Annotated in this window: 13 protein-coding genes and 1 pseudogene; 4 read left to right on the forward strand and 10 right to left on the reverse strand. The window is 54.5% G+C overall.

Features of this window, described 5'->3' with window-relative positions; all coding sequences use genetic code 11:
- Positions 1 to 18: 18 nt before the first annotated feature.
- From gltP to nrfA, 7 genes and pseudogenes are all read right to left on the reverse strand, one after another.
- Positions 19 to 1329 (reverse strand): glutamate/aspartate:proton symporter GltP, encoded by a 1311-nt coding sequence (gene gltP / locus FHD02_RS16570; RefSeq protein WP_137361125.1) that lies wholly within the window; start codon positions 1327 to 1329, stop codon positions 19 to 21.
- Between the two features lie 344 nt (positions 1330 to 1673).
- On the reverse strand, positions 1674 to 2285 hold the full coding sequence (gene nrfG / locus FHD02_RS16575; protein WP_079938977.1) for a heme lyase NrfEFG subunit NrfG: 612 nt from the start codon (positions 2283 to 2285) through the stop codon (positions 1674 to 1676).
- Positions 2282 to 4511, reverse strand: a pseudogene (gene nrfF, locus FHD02_RS16585) (heme lyase NrfEFG subunit NrfF). The gene nrfG and the pseudogene nrfF overlap by 4 nt, the downstream one beginning before the upstream one ends.
- Before the next feature lie 8 nt (positions 4512 to 4519).
- Positions 4520 to 5476 (reverse strand): cytochrome c nitrite reductase subunit NrfD, encoded by a 957-nt coding sequence (gene nrfD / locus FHD02_RS16590; RefSeq protein ID WP_220394102.1) that lies wholly within the window; start codon positions 5474 to 5476, stop codon positions 4520 to 4522.
- Positions 5473 to 6144 carry a cytochrome c nitrite reductase Fe-S protein gene (gene nrfC / locus FHD02_RS16595; protein WP_003031761.1) on the reverse strand — a complete coding sequence of 224 codons (672 nt, stop codon included), beginning with the start codon at positions 6142 to 6144 and terminating at the stop codon, positions 5473 to 5475. The genes nrfD and nrfC overlap by 4 nt, the downstream gene beginning before the upstream one ends.
- Complete coding sequence (nrfB, locus tag FHD02_RS16600) at positions 6141 to 6707, reverse strand: cytochrome c nitrite reductase pentaheme subunit (protein ID WP_005132587.1); 567 nt, start codon at positions 6705 to 6707, stop codon at positions 6141 to 6143. Before nrfB ends, nrfC begins: the two co-directional genes overlap by 4 nt.
- A 44-nt stretch (positions 6708 to 6751) precedes the next feature.
- Positions 6752 to 8188, reverse strand: a complete 1437-nt coding sequence (gene nrfA, locus FHD02_RS16605) for an ammonia-forming nitrite reductase cytochrome c552 subunit (RefSeq protein WP_220394103.1) — start codon at positions 8186 to 8188, stop codon at positions 6752 to 6754.
- Positions 8189 to 8622: 434 nt separating this feature from the next.
- Here nrfA and acs point away from each other — a divergent pair, with 434 nt between their 5' ends.
- The 3 genes from acs (at position 8623) to actP (ending at position 12853) form a co-directional block, all read left to right on the forward strand.
- Complete coding sequence (gene acs, locus FHD02_RS16610) at positions 8623 to 10581, forward strand: acetate--CoA ligase (RefSeq protein ID WP_003826645.1); 1959 nt, start codon at positions 8623 to 8625, stop codon at positions 10579 to 10581.
- Between the two features lie 311 nt (positions 10582 to 10892).
- Positions 10893 to 11207 carry a DUF485 domain-containing protein gene (locus tag FHD02_RS16615; protein ID WP_006688274.1) on the forward strand — a complete coding sequence of 105 codons (315 nt, stop codon included), beginning with the start codon at positions 10893 to 10895 and terminating at the stop codon, positions 11205 to 11207.
- Positions 11204 to 12853, forward strand: coding sequence for a cation/acetate symporter ActP (gene actP, locus FHD02_RS16620; protein ID WP_220394104.1), 1650 nt, complete (start codon positions 11204 to 11206; stop codon positions 12851 to 12853). The genes FHD02_RS16615 and actP overlap by 4 nt, the downstream gene beginning before the upstream one ends.
- Before the next feature lie 45 nt (positions 12854 to 12898).
- Here the strand turns inward: actP and FHD02_RS16625 are convergent, their stop codons facing one another.
- The gene (locus tag FHD02_RS16625) at positions 12899 to 13588 is read right to left on the reverse strand and encodes an LrgB family protein (RefSeq protein WP_137370419.1); all 690 of its coding nucleotides are present in this window, start codon (positions 13586 to 13588) and stop codon (positions 12899 to 12901) included.
- The gene (locus FHD02_RS16630; protein ID WP_042312969.1) at positions 13581 to 13991 is read right to left on the reverse strand and encodes a CidA/LrgA family protein; all 411 of its coding nucleotides are present in this window, start codon (positions 13989 to 13991) and stop codon (positions 13581 to 13583) included. The genes FHD02_RS16625 and FHD02_RS16630 overlap by 8 nt, the downstream gene beginning before the upstream one ends.
- Positions 13992 to 14092: 101 nt before the next feature.
- Here FHD02_RS16630 and FHD02_RS16635 point away from each other — a divergent pair, with 101 nt between their 5' ends.
- Positions 14093 to 14983, forward strand: coding sequence for a LysR family transcriptional regulator (locus tag FHD02_RS16635; protein WP_137361118.1), 891 nt, complete (start codon positions 14093 to 14095; stop codon positions 14981 to 14983).
- Positions 14984 to 15057: 74 nt separating this feature from the next.
- Here the strand turns inward: FHD02_RS16635 and FHD02_RS16640 are convergent, their stop codons facing one another.
- Entirely contained in the window at positions 15058 to 15549 is a 492-nt protein-coding gene (locus FHD02_RS16640) for a transposase (RefSeq protein WP_220394105.1), read from the reverse strand.
- Positions 15550 to 15590 lie beyond the last annotated feature (41 nt).

Here is a 15590-nt window from a genome sequence, read left to right on the forward strand (position 1 = left end):
GGCGTTGCCTTATCCGGCCTACGAGGCGGTCTTATCAAATTTACCCAGCACGTCGCGCTCATAGGCCAGCGCTTTCTTGCGGTCAAATTTATGTTCCCACTTGGCGATAACCAGCACGGCCAGCGCATTACCCACCACGTTCAGCGCAGTACGCGCCATATCGAGGATACGGTCAACACCGGCAATAAACGCCAGACCTTCCAGCGGGATCCCAACGCTGCCGAGCGTTGCCAGCAGCACCACAAAAGATACGCCCGGCACGCCCGCAATCCCTTTCGAGGTCACCATCAGCGTCAGCACCAGCACGATTTCCTGCCACAGCGACAGATCGATACCGTACAACTGAGCAATAAAGATAGCGGCGATACTCTGGTACAGCGTTGAACCATCAAGGTTGAATGAGTAACCGGTCGGCACCACAAAGCTGGTGATTGACGCCGGTGCGCCGTAGGCTTCCATCTTCTCGATAATACGCGGCAGCACGCTCTCGGAACTGGCGGTCGAGTAGGCCAGAATCAGCTCGTCTTTCAGAATGCGGATCAGGATCCAGATGCTCAAACCGCAGATGCGCGCGACGATCCCCAGCACCACCAGTGCGAAGAACAGGATGGCGAAATGCACCAACAGCACCAGCTTCGCCAGCGGCCACAGGGAGGCAAAACCGAAGTTCGCGACGGTAACAGCGATCAGCGCAAAAACCCCGACTGGCGCGTAACGCATCACCATGTGCGTCACTTTAAACATGGTTTCGGAGATAGAGCGGAATACTGTTACCAGCGGCTCGCGGTGAGTTGCCGGCAGAGAAGACAGACCTAAACCGAACAGTACCGAGAAGAAGATAATCGGCAGCATGTCGCCTTTTGCCATCGACGCGACGATGTTGGTCGGCACCAGTGACAAAATCGTGCCCATCAGGCCATGCGCGTGGCTCTGTACTTCTGCGGTGGTGCTCTGATATTTCGAAATATCGACGGTTGCCAGCTGCGACATATCAACCCCGGTACCGGGCTGGAACACATTCGCCAGCGTGATACCAAGGATAATCGCCACGGTGGTGATCACTTCGAAATAGATAATCGTTTTGGCGCCAATACGGCCCAGCTGTTTGGCATCGCCCACCCCGGCGATACCGACAATCAACGTAGAGATAACAATCGGTACGACGATCATTTTGATCAGGTGGATAAAGATATCGCCCGCCGGAGACAGCAGGTTTACAATCAGCCATTCACGGCTGTCACTATGGTAATGCAGGTAACTCCCTAGCAGAATGCCCAGCACCATAGCGATTAGAATCTGCCATGCCAGGCTGACTTTCAAATTTTTCATAACAACGGACTTCCTCGATGGAGCGCTATTCCACATGCAGCGCGTGGGAATAGTACATACTGAAAGGGTATGATTTGTGTTGCGTTCGTTTATGGAGTTTTTTAACGCTTATTATCATTATCATCTGCATGGCATTCAGCGCAACCCTCTGAGAACAGGGCCTTTCGCTGATTATTTGCATAAAAATGCAATTTTATCGGGGTAATGATGAATAACTTTTTGTTATAAAAGAATTTTAATATGATCAAAAATGAAGAAGTCAGGATATGAGTTTTTTTTGCTCGCTTGTTCGTTCGCCTGTTTTTTAAACAGGCAAAATGATATAAATCACAAATAAAACAAATTTATTTTTGCCGATTCTGCAACAACTTCGCCATATTAATAGAGTCAATGAGCTGTGCCCGATTCACCCTCGGCGAGTTTAAATCCATAACCTTTTGCCACACTGAGATAGCCTGAGCGTAGTCTGCCTGCATAAACGCATCGGAAGCTAACAGCATCAGCGCAGTGACTTCTGCCGGGTCCAGCGCCAGAGCCTTATCAATCATCTCGCGAGTGGGCGGCGTCATATGTTGCCCGGCCTGGTAATACAATACCGTTGCCATCGCTGAATAGATCTCAGCATTTTCACCGCCGACACGCAGCGCCTGCTCGTAGGCCAGCAGCGCATTATGATAGGCGTTTTGCCAAAGATAGTACTCCCCGAGTTGCGCCCATTTCACGCTGTCCTGTGGATTGGCGCGAATCTGCGATTGCAGCAAAAGCAACTGTTTTTCCTGAATGTTTTCATCGGAGAAAGCATGTAAAGGGTCCGCCAGTCGCGTCTGCTCCTGACGAACCGCCTGCCATTTCGGCGTCAACAGGTAACCTCCAATGCAGGCCACAACCATCAGCACCGCCGCAGCGGTCAGTCGCTTCACAGGCATTGGGCGTAACGGCGGTTCGCACTGGCTCATTGTTCACCTTCCTCCGTATGCTGACGTCTTCTCACTCGCCAGACCACCACACCAACCAGCAATAACAACAGGCACGGCAACGCCCACAGCAGCAACGTTTGCTCATTCAACGGCGGGTTGTAGCGCACGAAATCACCATAACGCTCGGTCATCCAGGCGGTGATTTCCGCTTCGCTTTTGCCTTCAGCCACCATGCTATAAACCTGATGGCGCATACTGACCGCTACCGGCGCATTGGATTCCAGCAAGTTTTGGTTTTGACACTGTGGGCAGCGAAGCTGGCTGGCAATAGACAGCGCTTGTTCCTGCTGTTGCGGGTTGGCAAACGTCCATGTGTCCACAACCTGGGCATGTGTAGCGAAAGTGATGAAAAACAGGACGAGCGTTAAGAGTAAAAACTTTTTGCCGGATGGCGCTGCGCTTATCCGGCCTACGGTTCGCGCTACCTGTAGGCCGGATAAGTTGTTTACGCCGCCATCCGGCAACGTTGTAATTAATTTACGCATCGCGCTTTCTCCCTCGCCATCCGCTCAGCAGCGCGCCAAAGACCATTAACAGTCCCCCACCCCAAATCCAGCGCACGCCGGTCTGCACGTACAAGCGCATGGCATAACGGTCTGGTCCGGTTTTTTCGCCGATTACCGCGTACCAGTCATGCATCAGGTTCCAGCGGATACCCGGTTCCATCATCTGTTGACGACGCGCGGCATAGAAGCGCCTTTCAGGTTGCAGGCTGCCAATACGTTTCTCATTGTGCCACAGCGTGATCTGCGCTTTTTCACTGGTGTAATTACCTTTGGCTTCCAGGTCGAGACGCTCAAAACGGAAAATGTAACCCGCCAGTTCAACCTGCTGCCCAGGGCTCAGGTTCAGGCTTATCTCCTGACGACTACCGCTGGAAAAGACGATCCCCGCCGCAAACACCAGCACCCCGGCATGCGCCAACAGTGCCGGAAGCTGGATGCGGAAAGACACTTTACGGCTTCTGACCGTTGCCAGCACGATAACCAGCAGCATCAGCAGGCCAAAAGGCAGCGTAGCGCGGTTAAAGTACGGTGCGCCCACGGAGAGCCGTCCCCAGCCGAACAGCCCGTAAATCATCGGGTAGAGCGTGCCAATCAACACAATCAGCAGCACCGCACTAAAGAGCAGCAGCGCAACCAGAATCAGCATCTCGCGTGACCAACCGCCAAAACGCGCATTCTGCCGGACTTGCTGGCCCCGCCAGGCGTATAGCCCGAGTGACGCCAGACTCAACACGGTAAACAGCGCAAACAGCGGCGCGGCGCGGACGTTATCCAGCGCAAAAGCATGCACCGAAACGAGAATGCCGGAACGCACAATCAGCGTCCCCAGCAGCGATAAAATCAGCGTGACGATCGCCAGCAGCAGCGACCAGTGGCGGAAGATTCCGCGCTGGCGCGTGATATACAGGCTATGCAGCAACGCACTGGCGGAAAGCCAGGGTAATAAGGAGGCATTTTCAACCGGGTCCCAGAACCACCAGCCGCCCCAGCCCAGCTCGCAATAGGCCCACCAGGAGCCGAGGATAATCCCCAGCGTCAGCGCACACCAGCCGGGCAACGCCCAGCGCCAGCACACCCAGGCACCTTGCGCATTAAAGTCACCGCGCAGCAGCGAGGCCAGCGCCACGCCTGCCGCCACCATCAAACCACCGTAACCCAGGTACAGTAGCGGTGGATGGAGGATTAACCCGAGATGTTGCAGCATCGGGTTAAGGTCGCGCCCTTCAATGGCTGGCGGGAAGATACGCACGAACGGATCGGACCATACCACCACAAACAGCAGCAGCAGGGCCGTTATCATTGAAAGGACGCTGAGCGTCAGCGGAAACAGCGCGTCGGTATCACGCCGATAGCGAAGAGCAAACAGCGCGCTCCAGCCGGAAAGAAACAGCACCCACAGCAGCAGCGATCCTTCATGACCGCCCCACACCGCCGCCAGTTTTAATCCCCACGGCAGCAGGCTATAGCTGTGTTGAGCAACGTAGACCACCGAAAAATCGCTGGTCAAAAAGCAGAATACCAGAATGGCAAAAGCCAGCAGCAGCAGGGCAAATTGCGCCCACACACCCACGCTTGCCAGGCGCATAACCCCTTGCCAGCGCTGGCGGACACCCACCAACACGGCAAGCGGGGTCAACACGTTGACCCCGAGGCTTAATAACAGCGCCAGAAAACCGGCTTCAGGAAGGAGAACGTCCAGATATCACCTTACGCAACGGTTAGCTGACCCGCATAGAGTATAAAAAAGCGCAGCAGCAGTACGCCGGTCAGGCTGGCGCCGCAGACTGCCAGCACGCCATGAAACGTCGAACTGCGGTTGGCCCAGGGTTTTAGCAGCATCGGTAGTATCAGCCCAAGCCCAGCCACGCCAAGCCAGAACCACCAGGTCCAGAAACCGCCGCCCAGTGCCGCCGCCAGCGCGCGCATTTTGCCGTCATCGCCCAGCGCCAGACCAACAAAGAACGCCGCCAGCAGGAAGATCTCCAGCCACACCACCGGGACTTCCATGCGATGCACAAAGTGCGCTTCGGTGCTGTGAGGGTTGCTACGATGGCGTAACGCCATGGCGATCAGCGCCACCGCTGCCCCGGAGGAGATCCCGGAGAACAGGAACAGCACCGGCAGGATCGGGTTATTCAGGAACGGGTAGGATTTCAGCGCCGACAGCAGGAAGCCGGTGTACGCCCCGAGCAGGACCGCCAACACCAGCATTAACGTCTCAAGCGCACGATGGAACGACGCGATCAGCGTTAGTACTTTCTGCACGATACCTAACCGCGGCAGCCAGCGCTGTTGCAGAGCAATCACCTCTTTTTCAAAGATTTTTGCCAGCCACAGCACCAGCACCATCATGTACAACTGGAACAGCATGACCCCCATCGACATCACCGAAGTGAAGCTGTAGTGGAACATGAGTTTCCAGAAAGTCCATGGACGCGTCAGGTGGAACACCAGAATTAACAGACCGAGGATAATTGCCCCTGGGCCTAACACCAGCGTAGTGCGCAGCAGCGTGCTGTCCGAACCACCCGCCTCCGGATGGAAACGACGCAGCAGAATCGCCAGCGTAACCAGTCCGGCTGAGATGCCAATCAGGAACAGATAGATGGCAATGGGCCAGTCCCACACCAGGGATTCAAAATGAAATGCAGAAGCGGATGTCATTGGCTCACCTCCCCAAATTTAAAGGGAACGCGGTAGACCTTCGGTTTTGTACCCAACGCCAGCTTGTAACGGTAGGTGGTTTTCTGCTGCAACAAACGGGAGATATCGCTGTTAGGATCGTCCAGATTACCAAACGTCAGCGCCTTCGTCGGGCATGACTCAACGCAGGCGGGCTGTTTACCCGCTTTCAGGTTGGTTTTCCGGCAGAAATCGCATTTATCCGCCGTTTTGCTCACCGGATGGATAAAGCGCACGCGATAAGGACACGCGGCGATGCAGTACTGGCAGCCAACGCAAAGGTCCGGGTTCACATCCACAATGCCGCTGGCGGCATCGCGATACGATGCCCCCGTCGGGCAGACGTCGACGCAGGGAGCGTGGTCGCAGTGCTGGCACGAGTGACGGAAGAAGCGATACTTCACATCAGGAAACGTTCCTTGCGGCTCACTGCGAATAATCGTCAGACGCGATACGCCTTCCGGCACGTTGTTGACTTCGCGACAAGCATCCATGCAGGCCGTACAGCCGATGCATAATGACTCATCATGTACCATACCGTAACGCACGCCGTTGATGTTCAGCGTCTTCGCCACAACGCGCCCCGCCGTCCCGCTCACTGCCACCAGCGCGCCGACGCCGGTGATAAACTGGCGACGAGAGCAACTCATGGATGCTCCTTAAGCAACGGTACCGACGCCGGGTTAAAGTTCGGATTGTTACGCTGATCGCTGTGGCAATCGACGCAAATCTTGATCCGTCCTTTATCGCTCAGCGTCTGCATCGTGTCTTGCTTCGGATGCAGTGAGTGACAGCTGGCACACGCCACTTTGGTTACGTGGACATCGTGCGGCCAGAACGCTTTTTGCAGCTGCTCAGGTAGGTGACAGGACATACAGACGCTGTTCTGCTGCTCCACGTTGTACATCGGCTCATTAAAGCGCATCACATCTTTCACCCCTTCGCGGTGGTTCGGTGACGGCTGGCCGTGACAGTTGGTGCAGGTGACCGGCAGTTTGTTATTCGGGTTAATGACTTCCGCATGCTTACCATGCATGCCTTCGGTATCCGGCTTATGACAGTCCAGACAGGCGGCATCCGGATTACGCTGCTGAGTAACCGTCCAGCGTTGATCCGACTCCTGCGGCGTTGGCGTGGCAGTGATTCCACTCAGGCTCCAGAACAGGCCTGACGCCAGCACCCCAGCAGTTAATAACGAACGTAATACGCTCATATTCACTCCGTTGAGTTATCCGCCCCTTACGGGGCGGAATGGGGTTATTGGCTTAACAGACCGTTTTTACGCGCCTGCTCTTCCCACTGCGGAATCACCGTTTTGATGAAGTCCTGCTTCTCAGCATTAATTTGCTGCATGTTCAGACCAATCGCCGCCTGGGCTTTCTCTTTGGTAGAGATATCCGGTAACGGAATTTCATGCGTGATGCCTTTGGTCGCCAGCAGACGAACCAGTTTGGTACGCGCGTCGGCGGCTTTATCCATTGCGCTACCTAGCATCCGCAGACCTTCTTCCGGGGCGTGCATATGGATGCCGTGTGAGGCGATAGACAGATCCCAGCGCCATTGCGCGTGACGGATATCTGCCAGAATCGGCTTCATTTCCGCTTCGGTCGCACCCGCATCCCATGCGGCTTTCGCTTCGAAATGCGCATGTACCAGTTGATCTTCAACCTTGATTTTCAGGTCATGAATGGCCTGTTTACGCTCGGCGACCACTTTTTGCAGGGACGCTTTGTCCTGGGTGTGGCAGTTCGCGCAGGTTTGGGCGAAGTTATCGAACGGGTTGCCAATCTTGTGATCGGTATAGATCTTACCTTCCGCGTTTTGCACTTTCGGCATGTGGCAGTCAATACAGGTCACGTTGTTCTTACCGTGAATGCCCGCGCTCCAGGTTTCATATTCCGGGTGCTGCGCTTTCAGCATCGGGGTTTTGGACAGAGAGTTAGTCCAGTCAGAGAAGGCGATGGTGTCGTAGTATTTCTCCATGTTCTCGACTTTCATGCCCTCATCCCACGGGAACTTAACGGCTTTGTTCTTACCGTCGAAGTAGTACTCCACGTGGCACTGGCCGCAGACCATGGATTGCTGATCAAAGCGACCAGCTTTCTCAAATGGTTTGCCGATGGCTTCCATCGCGCGCTCAGCGTAAGGACGCGACAGTGTCAGTTCTGGCTTGCCTTTGGCGAAGTCCGGCGACGCGGTGTTATGGCAATCTGCACAACCGAGGTTGTTAACAATTTCCGGACCGCCGCGCGCCCATTTACCGTGGAAGTAACCATCTTCACCGTCTTTCTGGATCAGACGCGCCACATCCGGGCTTTTACAGCTCCAGCAGGCCATCGGCAGCGGGCCGTCTTCGGCCGTTTTTGGTGCGCCTGTGCGTAAGGTTTCACGGACATCGGTCACGGCATACGCGTGTCCCCGCGGTTTGTTGTAATCGCGCGAGAATGGGTATCCCGCCCACAGGATCACCAGACGCGGATCTTCTGCCAGCGCATCTTCACGGGCTGATTGCTCAGACGTGGCTTTCCAGGAGAGATATTGATCGGGATGCTGAGGGGCGAAGGTTTCATTCTTCGCTTCAACGGTGACGGTCTTTGCGGGTACAGGAGTTTGTTCAGCGTGAACAACAGAGATAAATAATAAAGGTAATAACAGGCTGAAGAAACGGCGTACGCGTGATTTTGTCCTTGCCATAGGGGTCTCATCCAGATGACGCCATTATCTGCAATGGCGGTTCTTTTATTGTTTTCCACAACAGCAACCACACGAATACTGTCATGACATTGCTCCACCCTATTTGTAACAAGAAACCACACTGAAAATGTTGTTTTTAATCAATTGTAAGTGTATGTAAAATACCACTTTAGAGTTATAACACCCCTCTAATCTCTCACTCTTTGGTCTAATTCAGAGATAGATCACCTTTTCAACAATCCTTTAGATAACTGCATGTTATCGCGAGATTTAATCAATTTTTGCTAGTTCCCTTCAAAATTCAGTTTGTCGCTAATTTGCACAATTCGTTTATTGCGTGATCTGCCGCGCAAATACTAAACAAAACTCTCAAAGCCCCTACATTTAACGTTTATGAGACATATTATTAACATCCTACAAGGAGAACAAAAGCCATGAGCCAAATACATAAACACGCTATTCCCGCAAACATTGCGGATCGTTGCCTGATAAATCCGGAGCAGTACGCAGAGAAATACCAGCAATCCGTTAACGAACCCGACACATTTTGGGGCGAGCAGGGAAAGATTCTCGATTGGATCAAGCCGTACAGCCAGGTGAAGAACACCTCCTTCGCACCAGGCAACGTGTCTATTAAATGGTACGAAGACGGCACCCTGAACCTGGCCGCAAACTGCCTTGACCGTCACCTGCAGGCAAATGGCGATCGTACCGCCATCATCTGGGAAGGCGATGACGCTACCCAAAGCAAAAACATTACCTATCGCGAGTTGCATCGCGATGTCTGCCGTTTCGCCAATACGCTACTGGATTTAGGCATTAAAAAAGGTGACGTAGTGGCCATTTATATGCCGATGGTGCCAGAGGCTGCGGTTGCCATGCTGGCCTGTGCCCGCATTGGGGCAGTGCATTCTGTCATCTTCGGTGGTTTCTCACCGGAAGCCGTCGCCGGACGTATTATCGACTCCAATTCACGCCTGGTGATCACCGCCGACGAAGGCGTACGCGCCGGGCGCGCTATCCCACTGAAAAAGAACGTGGATGATGCGCTGAAAAATCCAAACGTGAAAACCGTTGAACATGTGGTCGTCCTCAAACGTACCGGAGGTAAAACGGAGTGGCAGGAAGGCCGTGACCTGTGGTGGTCCGATCTTATCGAGAAGGCCAGCTCAGAACACCAACCGGAAGAAATGAACGCGGAAGATCCACTGTTTATCCTGTATACCTCCGGTTCAACCGGCAAGCCGAAAGGCGTGCTGCACACTACCGGCGGGTATCTGGTCTACGCCGCAACCACCTTTAAGTACGTGTTTGACTACCATCAGGGCGATATCTATTGGTGTACCGCTGACGTGGGTTGGGTAACCGGGCACAGCTACCTGCTGTACGGTCCGCTGGCCTGCGGCGCAACCACGCTGATGTTCGAAGGCGTGCCCAACTGGCCTACTCCGGCACGAATGTCGCAGGTTGTAGACAAGCACCAGGTCAATATTCTGTATACCGCGCCGACCGCCATCCGCGCTCTGATGGCCGAAGGCGATAAAGCGATTGAAGGTACTGACCGTTCGTCGCTGCGCATCCTGGGTTCCGTTGGCGAGCCAATCAACCCGGAAGCGTGGGAATGGTACTGGAAGAAGATCGGCAACGAAAAATGTCCGGTCGTCGATACCTGGTGGCAGACCGAAACCGGTGGATTCATGATCACCCCGCTGCCGGGCGCCACTGAGCTGAAAGCCGGTTCCGCAACCCGTCCGTTCTTTGGCGTGCAGCCTGCGATTGTCGATAACGAGGGTAATCCGCTGGAAGGCGCAACCGAAGGCAACCTGGTCATTACCGACTCGTGGCCGGGCCAGGCGAGAACGCTGTTTGGCGATCATGAACGTTTTGAACAGACCTATTTCTCCACCTTCAAGAATATGTACTTCAGCGGCGACGGCGCCCGCCGTGATGAAGATGGTTATTACTGGATCACCGGACGCGTGGACGATGTGCTGAACGTCTCTGGTCACCGTCTGGGCACGGCAGAAATCGAATCGGCGTTGGTGTCGCATCCGAAGATTGCCGAAGCCGCGGTGGTCGGTATTCCGCATAATATTAAAGGCCAGGCGATCTACGCCTACGTCACGCTGAATCACGGTGAAGAGCCGTCGCCTGAGTTGTATGCAGAAGTTCGCAACTGGGTACGCAAAGAAATTGGCCCGCTGGCAACGCCAGATGTGCTGCACTGGACCGATTCACTGCCGAAAACCCGCTCCGGCAAAATTATGCGCCGCATTCTGCGCAAAATCGCGGCGGGCGATACCAGCAATCTGGGCGATACCTCAACCCTCGCCGATCCAGGCGTCGTTGAGAAACTGCTCGAAGAGAAGCAGGCCATCGCGATGCCATCATAACCATAACCGTGAAATGCCCGATGGCGCGCTGCTTATCGGGCCTACAAATCCTATCCCTACCCCTCCCCTGAGCGGGAGGGAAATATAAAAACCCTCCCCCAAAGGATTTCGTGTTACAGGAAGGCGGCAAGCGAGCACATCCTCAGGAGCATAGTTCACTATGTGACTGGGGTGACAAATCTGTCTGGAACAGATTTGAACGTTACTTGTAACGGCCCCACCGGGGCGAGGCCCAGGGATGGGCCGAGTAACGAGTGCGGCCAACGAACCTGTAGCGCGAAAGACGCAGGGGACCTCTGGAGAGCTCTGTGATGAATGACAATATTTATCAGCGGATAGAAGACAGTGCGCGTTTCAGGGAGTTAGTTGAAAAAAGGCAACGGTTTGCCACCATTCTGTCCATCATCATGCTGGCAGTTTACATCAGCTTTATTTTACTGATTGCCTTTGCGCCTGGTTGGCTGGGTACTCCGCTGCACGCGGGAACCAGCGTCACCCGGGGTATTCCGATTGGGGTCGGCGTGATCCTTATCTCCTTCATCCTGACCGGGATCTATATCTGGCGGGCAAACGGTGAATTCGATCGCCTGAACAATGCGGTTCTGCACGAGGTTAAAGCATCATGAAGAGAGTCCTGACGGCGCTTGCCGCCACGCTGCCCTTCGCCGCAAACGCGGCGGATGCTATAAGCGGAGCAGTCCAACGCCAGCCAACCAACTGGCAGGCGATTATCATGTTCCTGATTTTCGTCATCTTTACGCTTGGTATTACCTACTGGGCGTCTAAGCGCGTACGTTCGCGCAATGACTATTACACCGCTGGCGGTAACATCACCGGTTTCCAGAACGGGCTGGCGATTGCGGGCGACTATATGTCTGCTGCATCGTTCCTCGGGATTTCCGCGCTGGTCTTTACCTCCGGTTATGACGGACTGATTTACTCGCTCGGCTTCCTGGTCGGCTGGCCAATTATCCTGTTCCTGATTGCTGAACGTCTGCGTAACCTTGGTCGCTACACCTTTGCCGACGTGGCCTCTTATCGCCTGAAACAAGGTCCAATTCGTATTCTCTCGGCCTGTGGTTCCCTGGTGGTGGTCGCGCTGTATCTGATCGCGCAGATGGTCGGCGCGGGTAAGCTGATTGAGCTGCTGTTTGGCCTGAACTACCACATTGCCGTCGTACTGGTTGGCGTATTGATGATGATGTATGTCCTGTTTGGCGGCATGCTGGCAACCACCTGGGTACAGATCATCAAAGCCGTTCTGTTGCTGTTCGGCGCCAGCTTTATGGCCTTTATGGTGATGAAGCACGTTGGCTTTAGCTTCAACAATCTGTTCACCGAAGCGATGGCGATACACCCGAAAGGTTCAGCCATTATGAGTCCGGGCGGGCTGGTGAAAGATCCGATCTCCGCGCTGTCGTTAGGTCTCGGCCTGATGTTTGGTACGGCGGGCTTGCCGCACATCCTAATGCGTTTCTTCACGGTCAGCGACGCCCGCGAAGCGCGTAAGAGCGTGTTCTATGCCACCGGTTTTATGGGGTATTTCTACATCCTGACCTTTATCATCGGCTTTGGCGCGATCATGCTGGTTGGTGCCAACCCTGCGTATAAAGACGCTGCTGGCGCGCTTATCGGCGGTAACAACATGGCGGCGGTACATCTGGCGAATGCGGTGGGCGGGAACCTGTTCCTCGGCTTCATCTCGGCAGTGGCGTTTGCCACCATTCTGGCAGTGGTTGCTGGTTTGACGCTGGCGGGGGCATCGGCAGTTTCTCACGACCTGTACGCCAACGTATTCCGCAAAGGCACAACCGAGCGCGAAGAGCTGAAGGTATCGAAAATTACCGTACTGGTGCTGGGTGTGATTGCTATCGTGCTCGGCGTGCTGTTCGAAAACCAGAACATCGCCTTCATGGTGGGACTGGCATTTGCTATCGCAGCCAGCTGTAACTTCCCTATCATTCTGCTCTCCATGTACTGGTCAAAACTGACCACGCGTGGCGCAATGATGGGCGGCTGGTTAGGTCTGCTGACGGCCGTCGTGCTGATGGTGCTTGGCCCAACAATTTGGGTACAAATCCTGGGTCACGAAAAAGCCATTTTCCCGTATGAGTATCCGGCGCTGTTCTCCATCAGCGTAGCGTTCCTCGGGATCTGGTTCTTCTCTGCTACCGATAACTCAGAAGAAGGTAACCGCGAACGCGAGCAGTTCCGTGCTCAGTTCATCCGTTCCCAGACCGGGTATGGCGTAGAACAAGGTCGCGCGCACTAATCTTCCCTCTCCTCCGGCTTCCGGGCCGGAGGATTACTGCCTCTCTCAGAACATCAGCCTTGCAACCAGCGGCGCTACCAGCACCATCACCACGCCAGAAAGCATCATCACCAGGCTAGCCACTACGCCCTCCTGTTGGCCAAGCTCATATGAGCGAGCCGTGCCTGCGCCGTGCGATGCAGCGCCAAAACCTGCGCCTTTCGCCATCCCTTCGCGAATAGAGAGCCGCAAAAACAGCACATCGCCGACCGCCATCCCGAATACGCCAGTCACGACCACGAACAATGCCACCAGATCCGGTTGACCACCCAATGGCTCTGCCGCCGCCAGCGCAAATGGCGTAGTGACGGACCGCACCGCCAGACTGCGCTGAATTTCATCAGGCAGCATAAACAGGCGCGCCAACCAGACGGAACTGGTGACCGCCACCAGGGTCGCCGTAACCACACCCGCCGTCAGCGACATCCAGTGACGTTTAATCACGGAGAGGTTGTCATAGACCGGAACGGCGAAGGCAATGGTTGCAGGACCTAGCAGCCATAGCAGCCAGTGCGATTCACCAATATAGTTTTGCCAGGAGATATGTCCAAAGACCAACATCAGCACCAATAGCGCCGGAGTAAGCACTAACGGCATCAGCGGTAATTTACGAAAGCGGCGATACAGGCGCTTGTTGGCAAAATAGATGCCCAGCGTAATCACCAGACACAGCACGCTTAACTGGAAATTACTCACGGTTTAACCTGCTCATTTCATAGCGATACACTTTATCCACGACCCATGCCGTTGCGCCAAGCACCATCATCGTACTTAGCGCAATAACGGCAAAAATACGCCAGCCATCAACCAGTAGCAGTTGCGTATAGTTAACGACGGCGACCACCGCCGGGACAAAAAACAACAGCATTTCAGCCAGTAACCAGCGAGCACCCGCGCGGATCCAGTTCAGCGGGATAACCCGGCAGACAATCAACGCCAGCATCAGCACCATCCCAACCAGGTTGGCAGGAAGCGGCAGATGCAGCCAGGAGACAAGGTATTGAGCAAAAACAAAGAGACCTGCGTACAACAGAACCTGAACGGGGATCTGGAGTCGATGAATAACGGCAGGCGTCACGCGGCTTATCGCCACAGCCATGAGGGTATGTCCTTAAAAAATAGAGAGCGCCAGTATAGAGAGCCCCCGTCCAGGACTGAAATGAATTAAAATCATTGCAGGCATAGTCTTAAGGAATAATCATGGATATCAGAACGCTGCGATATTTTGTTGAGGTGGTGCGTCAGCAGAGCTTTACCCGCGCAGCGGAGAAACTCTTTGTCACCCAGCCCACCATCAGCAAAATGCTGAAGAACCTTGAAGACGAGCTTAATTGCACGCTGCTCATCCGCGACGGACGGCGGCTGTTGTTGACCGATACCGGACAGGTCGTGTTCGAACGCGGTCTGGCGATCCTCGCCGAGTTTCGCCAGCTCGAAGCAGAACTCAGCGACATCAATCACCTCAACAAGGGCGTGCTGCGCCTCGGTATCCCGCCTATGGTTGGTATGTTGATGGCTGGCCCCATCAGCCTTTTTCGCCAGCGTTATCCCGGCGTGGAACTGAAGGTGTCTGAATTTGGCGGTTTAACCGTCCAGCAGGCGGTGATGAACGGCGATCTGGATGTTGCGATGACCGCGCTACCGGTTGAAGAAGAGAGTGGTCTGGCGACTTTACCGCTTTTCAGTCATCCGCTCTGCGTGCTGGTCCCCCGCTCCGGTCAATGGACAACGTGCGACTCCATTTCCCCCGAAGCGCTGGCGGAGCATCCGCTGCTTATCTACAACGAAGATTTCGCGTTGAGCCGTCAACTGCTTGAATTGTTTAACCAGCACAACGTAAAACCGCGTATCGCTGTGCGTAGCGGACAGTGGGATTTTCTGGCGGCAATGGTCCAGGCCGGCGTCGGGATCGCCATTTTACCGGAGCCGATTTGCCAGCGACTGGATAAGCGAACGCTGCGCTGGATCCCTCTGGAAAGCGACTTACGCTGGCAGTTGGGCATGATTTGGCGCGAAGGTGTGTATCTGTCGCACAGCGCTCAGGCGTGGCTGAAATGCTGCGAAGGGTTTTGGTTAACGCAGGCGTCGTAAAATGCCGGATGCGGCGCAAACGCCTTATCCGGCCTACATCGTGCGACCCCGTAGGTCTGATAAGCGTAGCGCCATCAGGCACGTTCACCCGCATTAAAATCCATTATTTCACCTGCCCAATTTTGCGGGAACAAACCACGCCTCACATCGCGATGAAATGTTGAAAAAGGCCATGTCTGTACCTGTTTTACCCACCCGTGCTTCACTGGGTTAATGTAAATATAATCAACATGCTGGCGATAATCGTGCTCATCGCGGAGAGTGTGTTCCCAAAAGCGAGGTTGCCAAACATGTCGGGCAGACAATGATCGGGTGAAATGCTTCTTAATTTCCCGCCAGCAGGATGAAAAATCAGCGTCATTTTCAGGCAACGTCCAGATGCAATGCATATGCTCAGGCAATACGACCCAGGCATTGATCCGAAATGGTCTGGCCGTTTTGACCGCAGCGATTGCACACCGAAGCGCGTGAATGTTGGCTGTCAGAAGCTGGCTTCGACGGTCCTGCAGATTCACCGTAAAAAACCAGGTTCCTCCGTTGATGTAATTTCGTCGATAGTTGGACATGTTTCCCCCTTTTCTCAACCGTATGGAGAAAAGAGGGAATC

Source organism: Citrobacter sp. EC_71 (assembly GCF_019584005.1).
Taxonomy (GTDB): Bacteria; Pseudomonadota; Gammaproteobacteria; order Enterobacterales; family Enterobacteriaceae; genus Citrobacter; species Citrobacter werkmanii.

Coding starts and splice junctions, on each gene's coding strand:
- gltP (WP_137361125.1), bottom strand. CDS start 1,329: ATGAAAAATTTGAAAGTCAGCCTGGCATGGCAGATTCTAATCGCTATG.
- nrfG (WP_079938977.1), bottom strand. CDS start 2,285: ATGAGCCAGTGCGAACCGCCGTTACGCCCAATGCCTGTGAAGCGACTG.
- nrfD (WP_220394102.1), bottom strand. CDS start 5,476: ATGACATCCGCTTCTGCATTTCATTTTGAATCCCTGGTGTGGGACTGG.
- nrfC (WP_003031761.1), bottom strand. CDS start 6,144: ATGAGTTGCTCTCGTCGCCAGTTTATCACCGGCGTCGGCGCGCTGGTG.
- nrfB (WP_005132587.1), bottom strand. CDS start 6,707: ATGAGCGTATTACGTTCGTTATTAACTGCTGGGGTGCTGGCGTCAGGC.
- nrfA (WP_220394103.1), bottom strand. CDS start 8,188: ATGGCAAGGACAAAATCACGCGTACGCCGTTTCTTCAGCCTGTTATTA.
- acs (WP_003826645.1), top strand. CDS start 8,623: ATGAGCCAAATACATAAACACGCTATTCCCGCAAACATTGCGGATCGT.
- FHD02_RS16615 (WP_006688274.1), top strand. CDS start 10,893: ATGAATGACAATATTTATCAGCGGATAGAAGACAGTGCGCGTTTCAGG.
- actP (WP_220394104.1), top strand. CDS start 11,204: ATGAAGAGAGTCCTGACGGCGCTTGCCGCCACGCTGCCCTTCGCCGCA.
- FHD02_RS16630 (WP_042312969.1), bottom strand. CDS start 13,991: ATGGCTGTGGCGATAAGCCGCGTGACGCCTGCCGTTATTCATCGACTC.
- FHD02_RS16635 (WP_137361118.1), top strand. CDS start 14,093: ATGGATATCAGAACGCTGCGATATTTTGTTGAGGTGGTGCGTCAGCAG.
- FHD02_RS16640 (WP_220394105.1), bottom strand. CDS start 15,549: ATGTCCAACTATCGACGAAATTACATCAACGGAGGAACCTGGTTTTTT.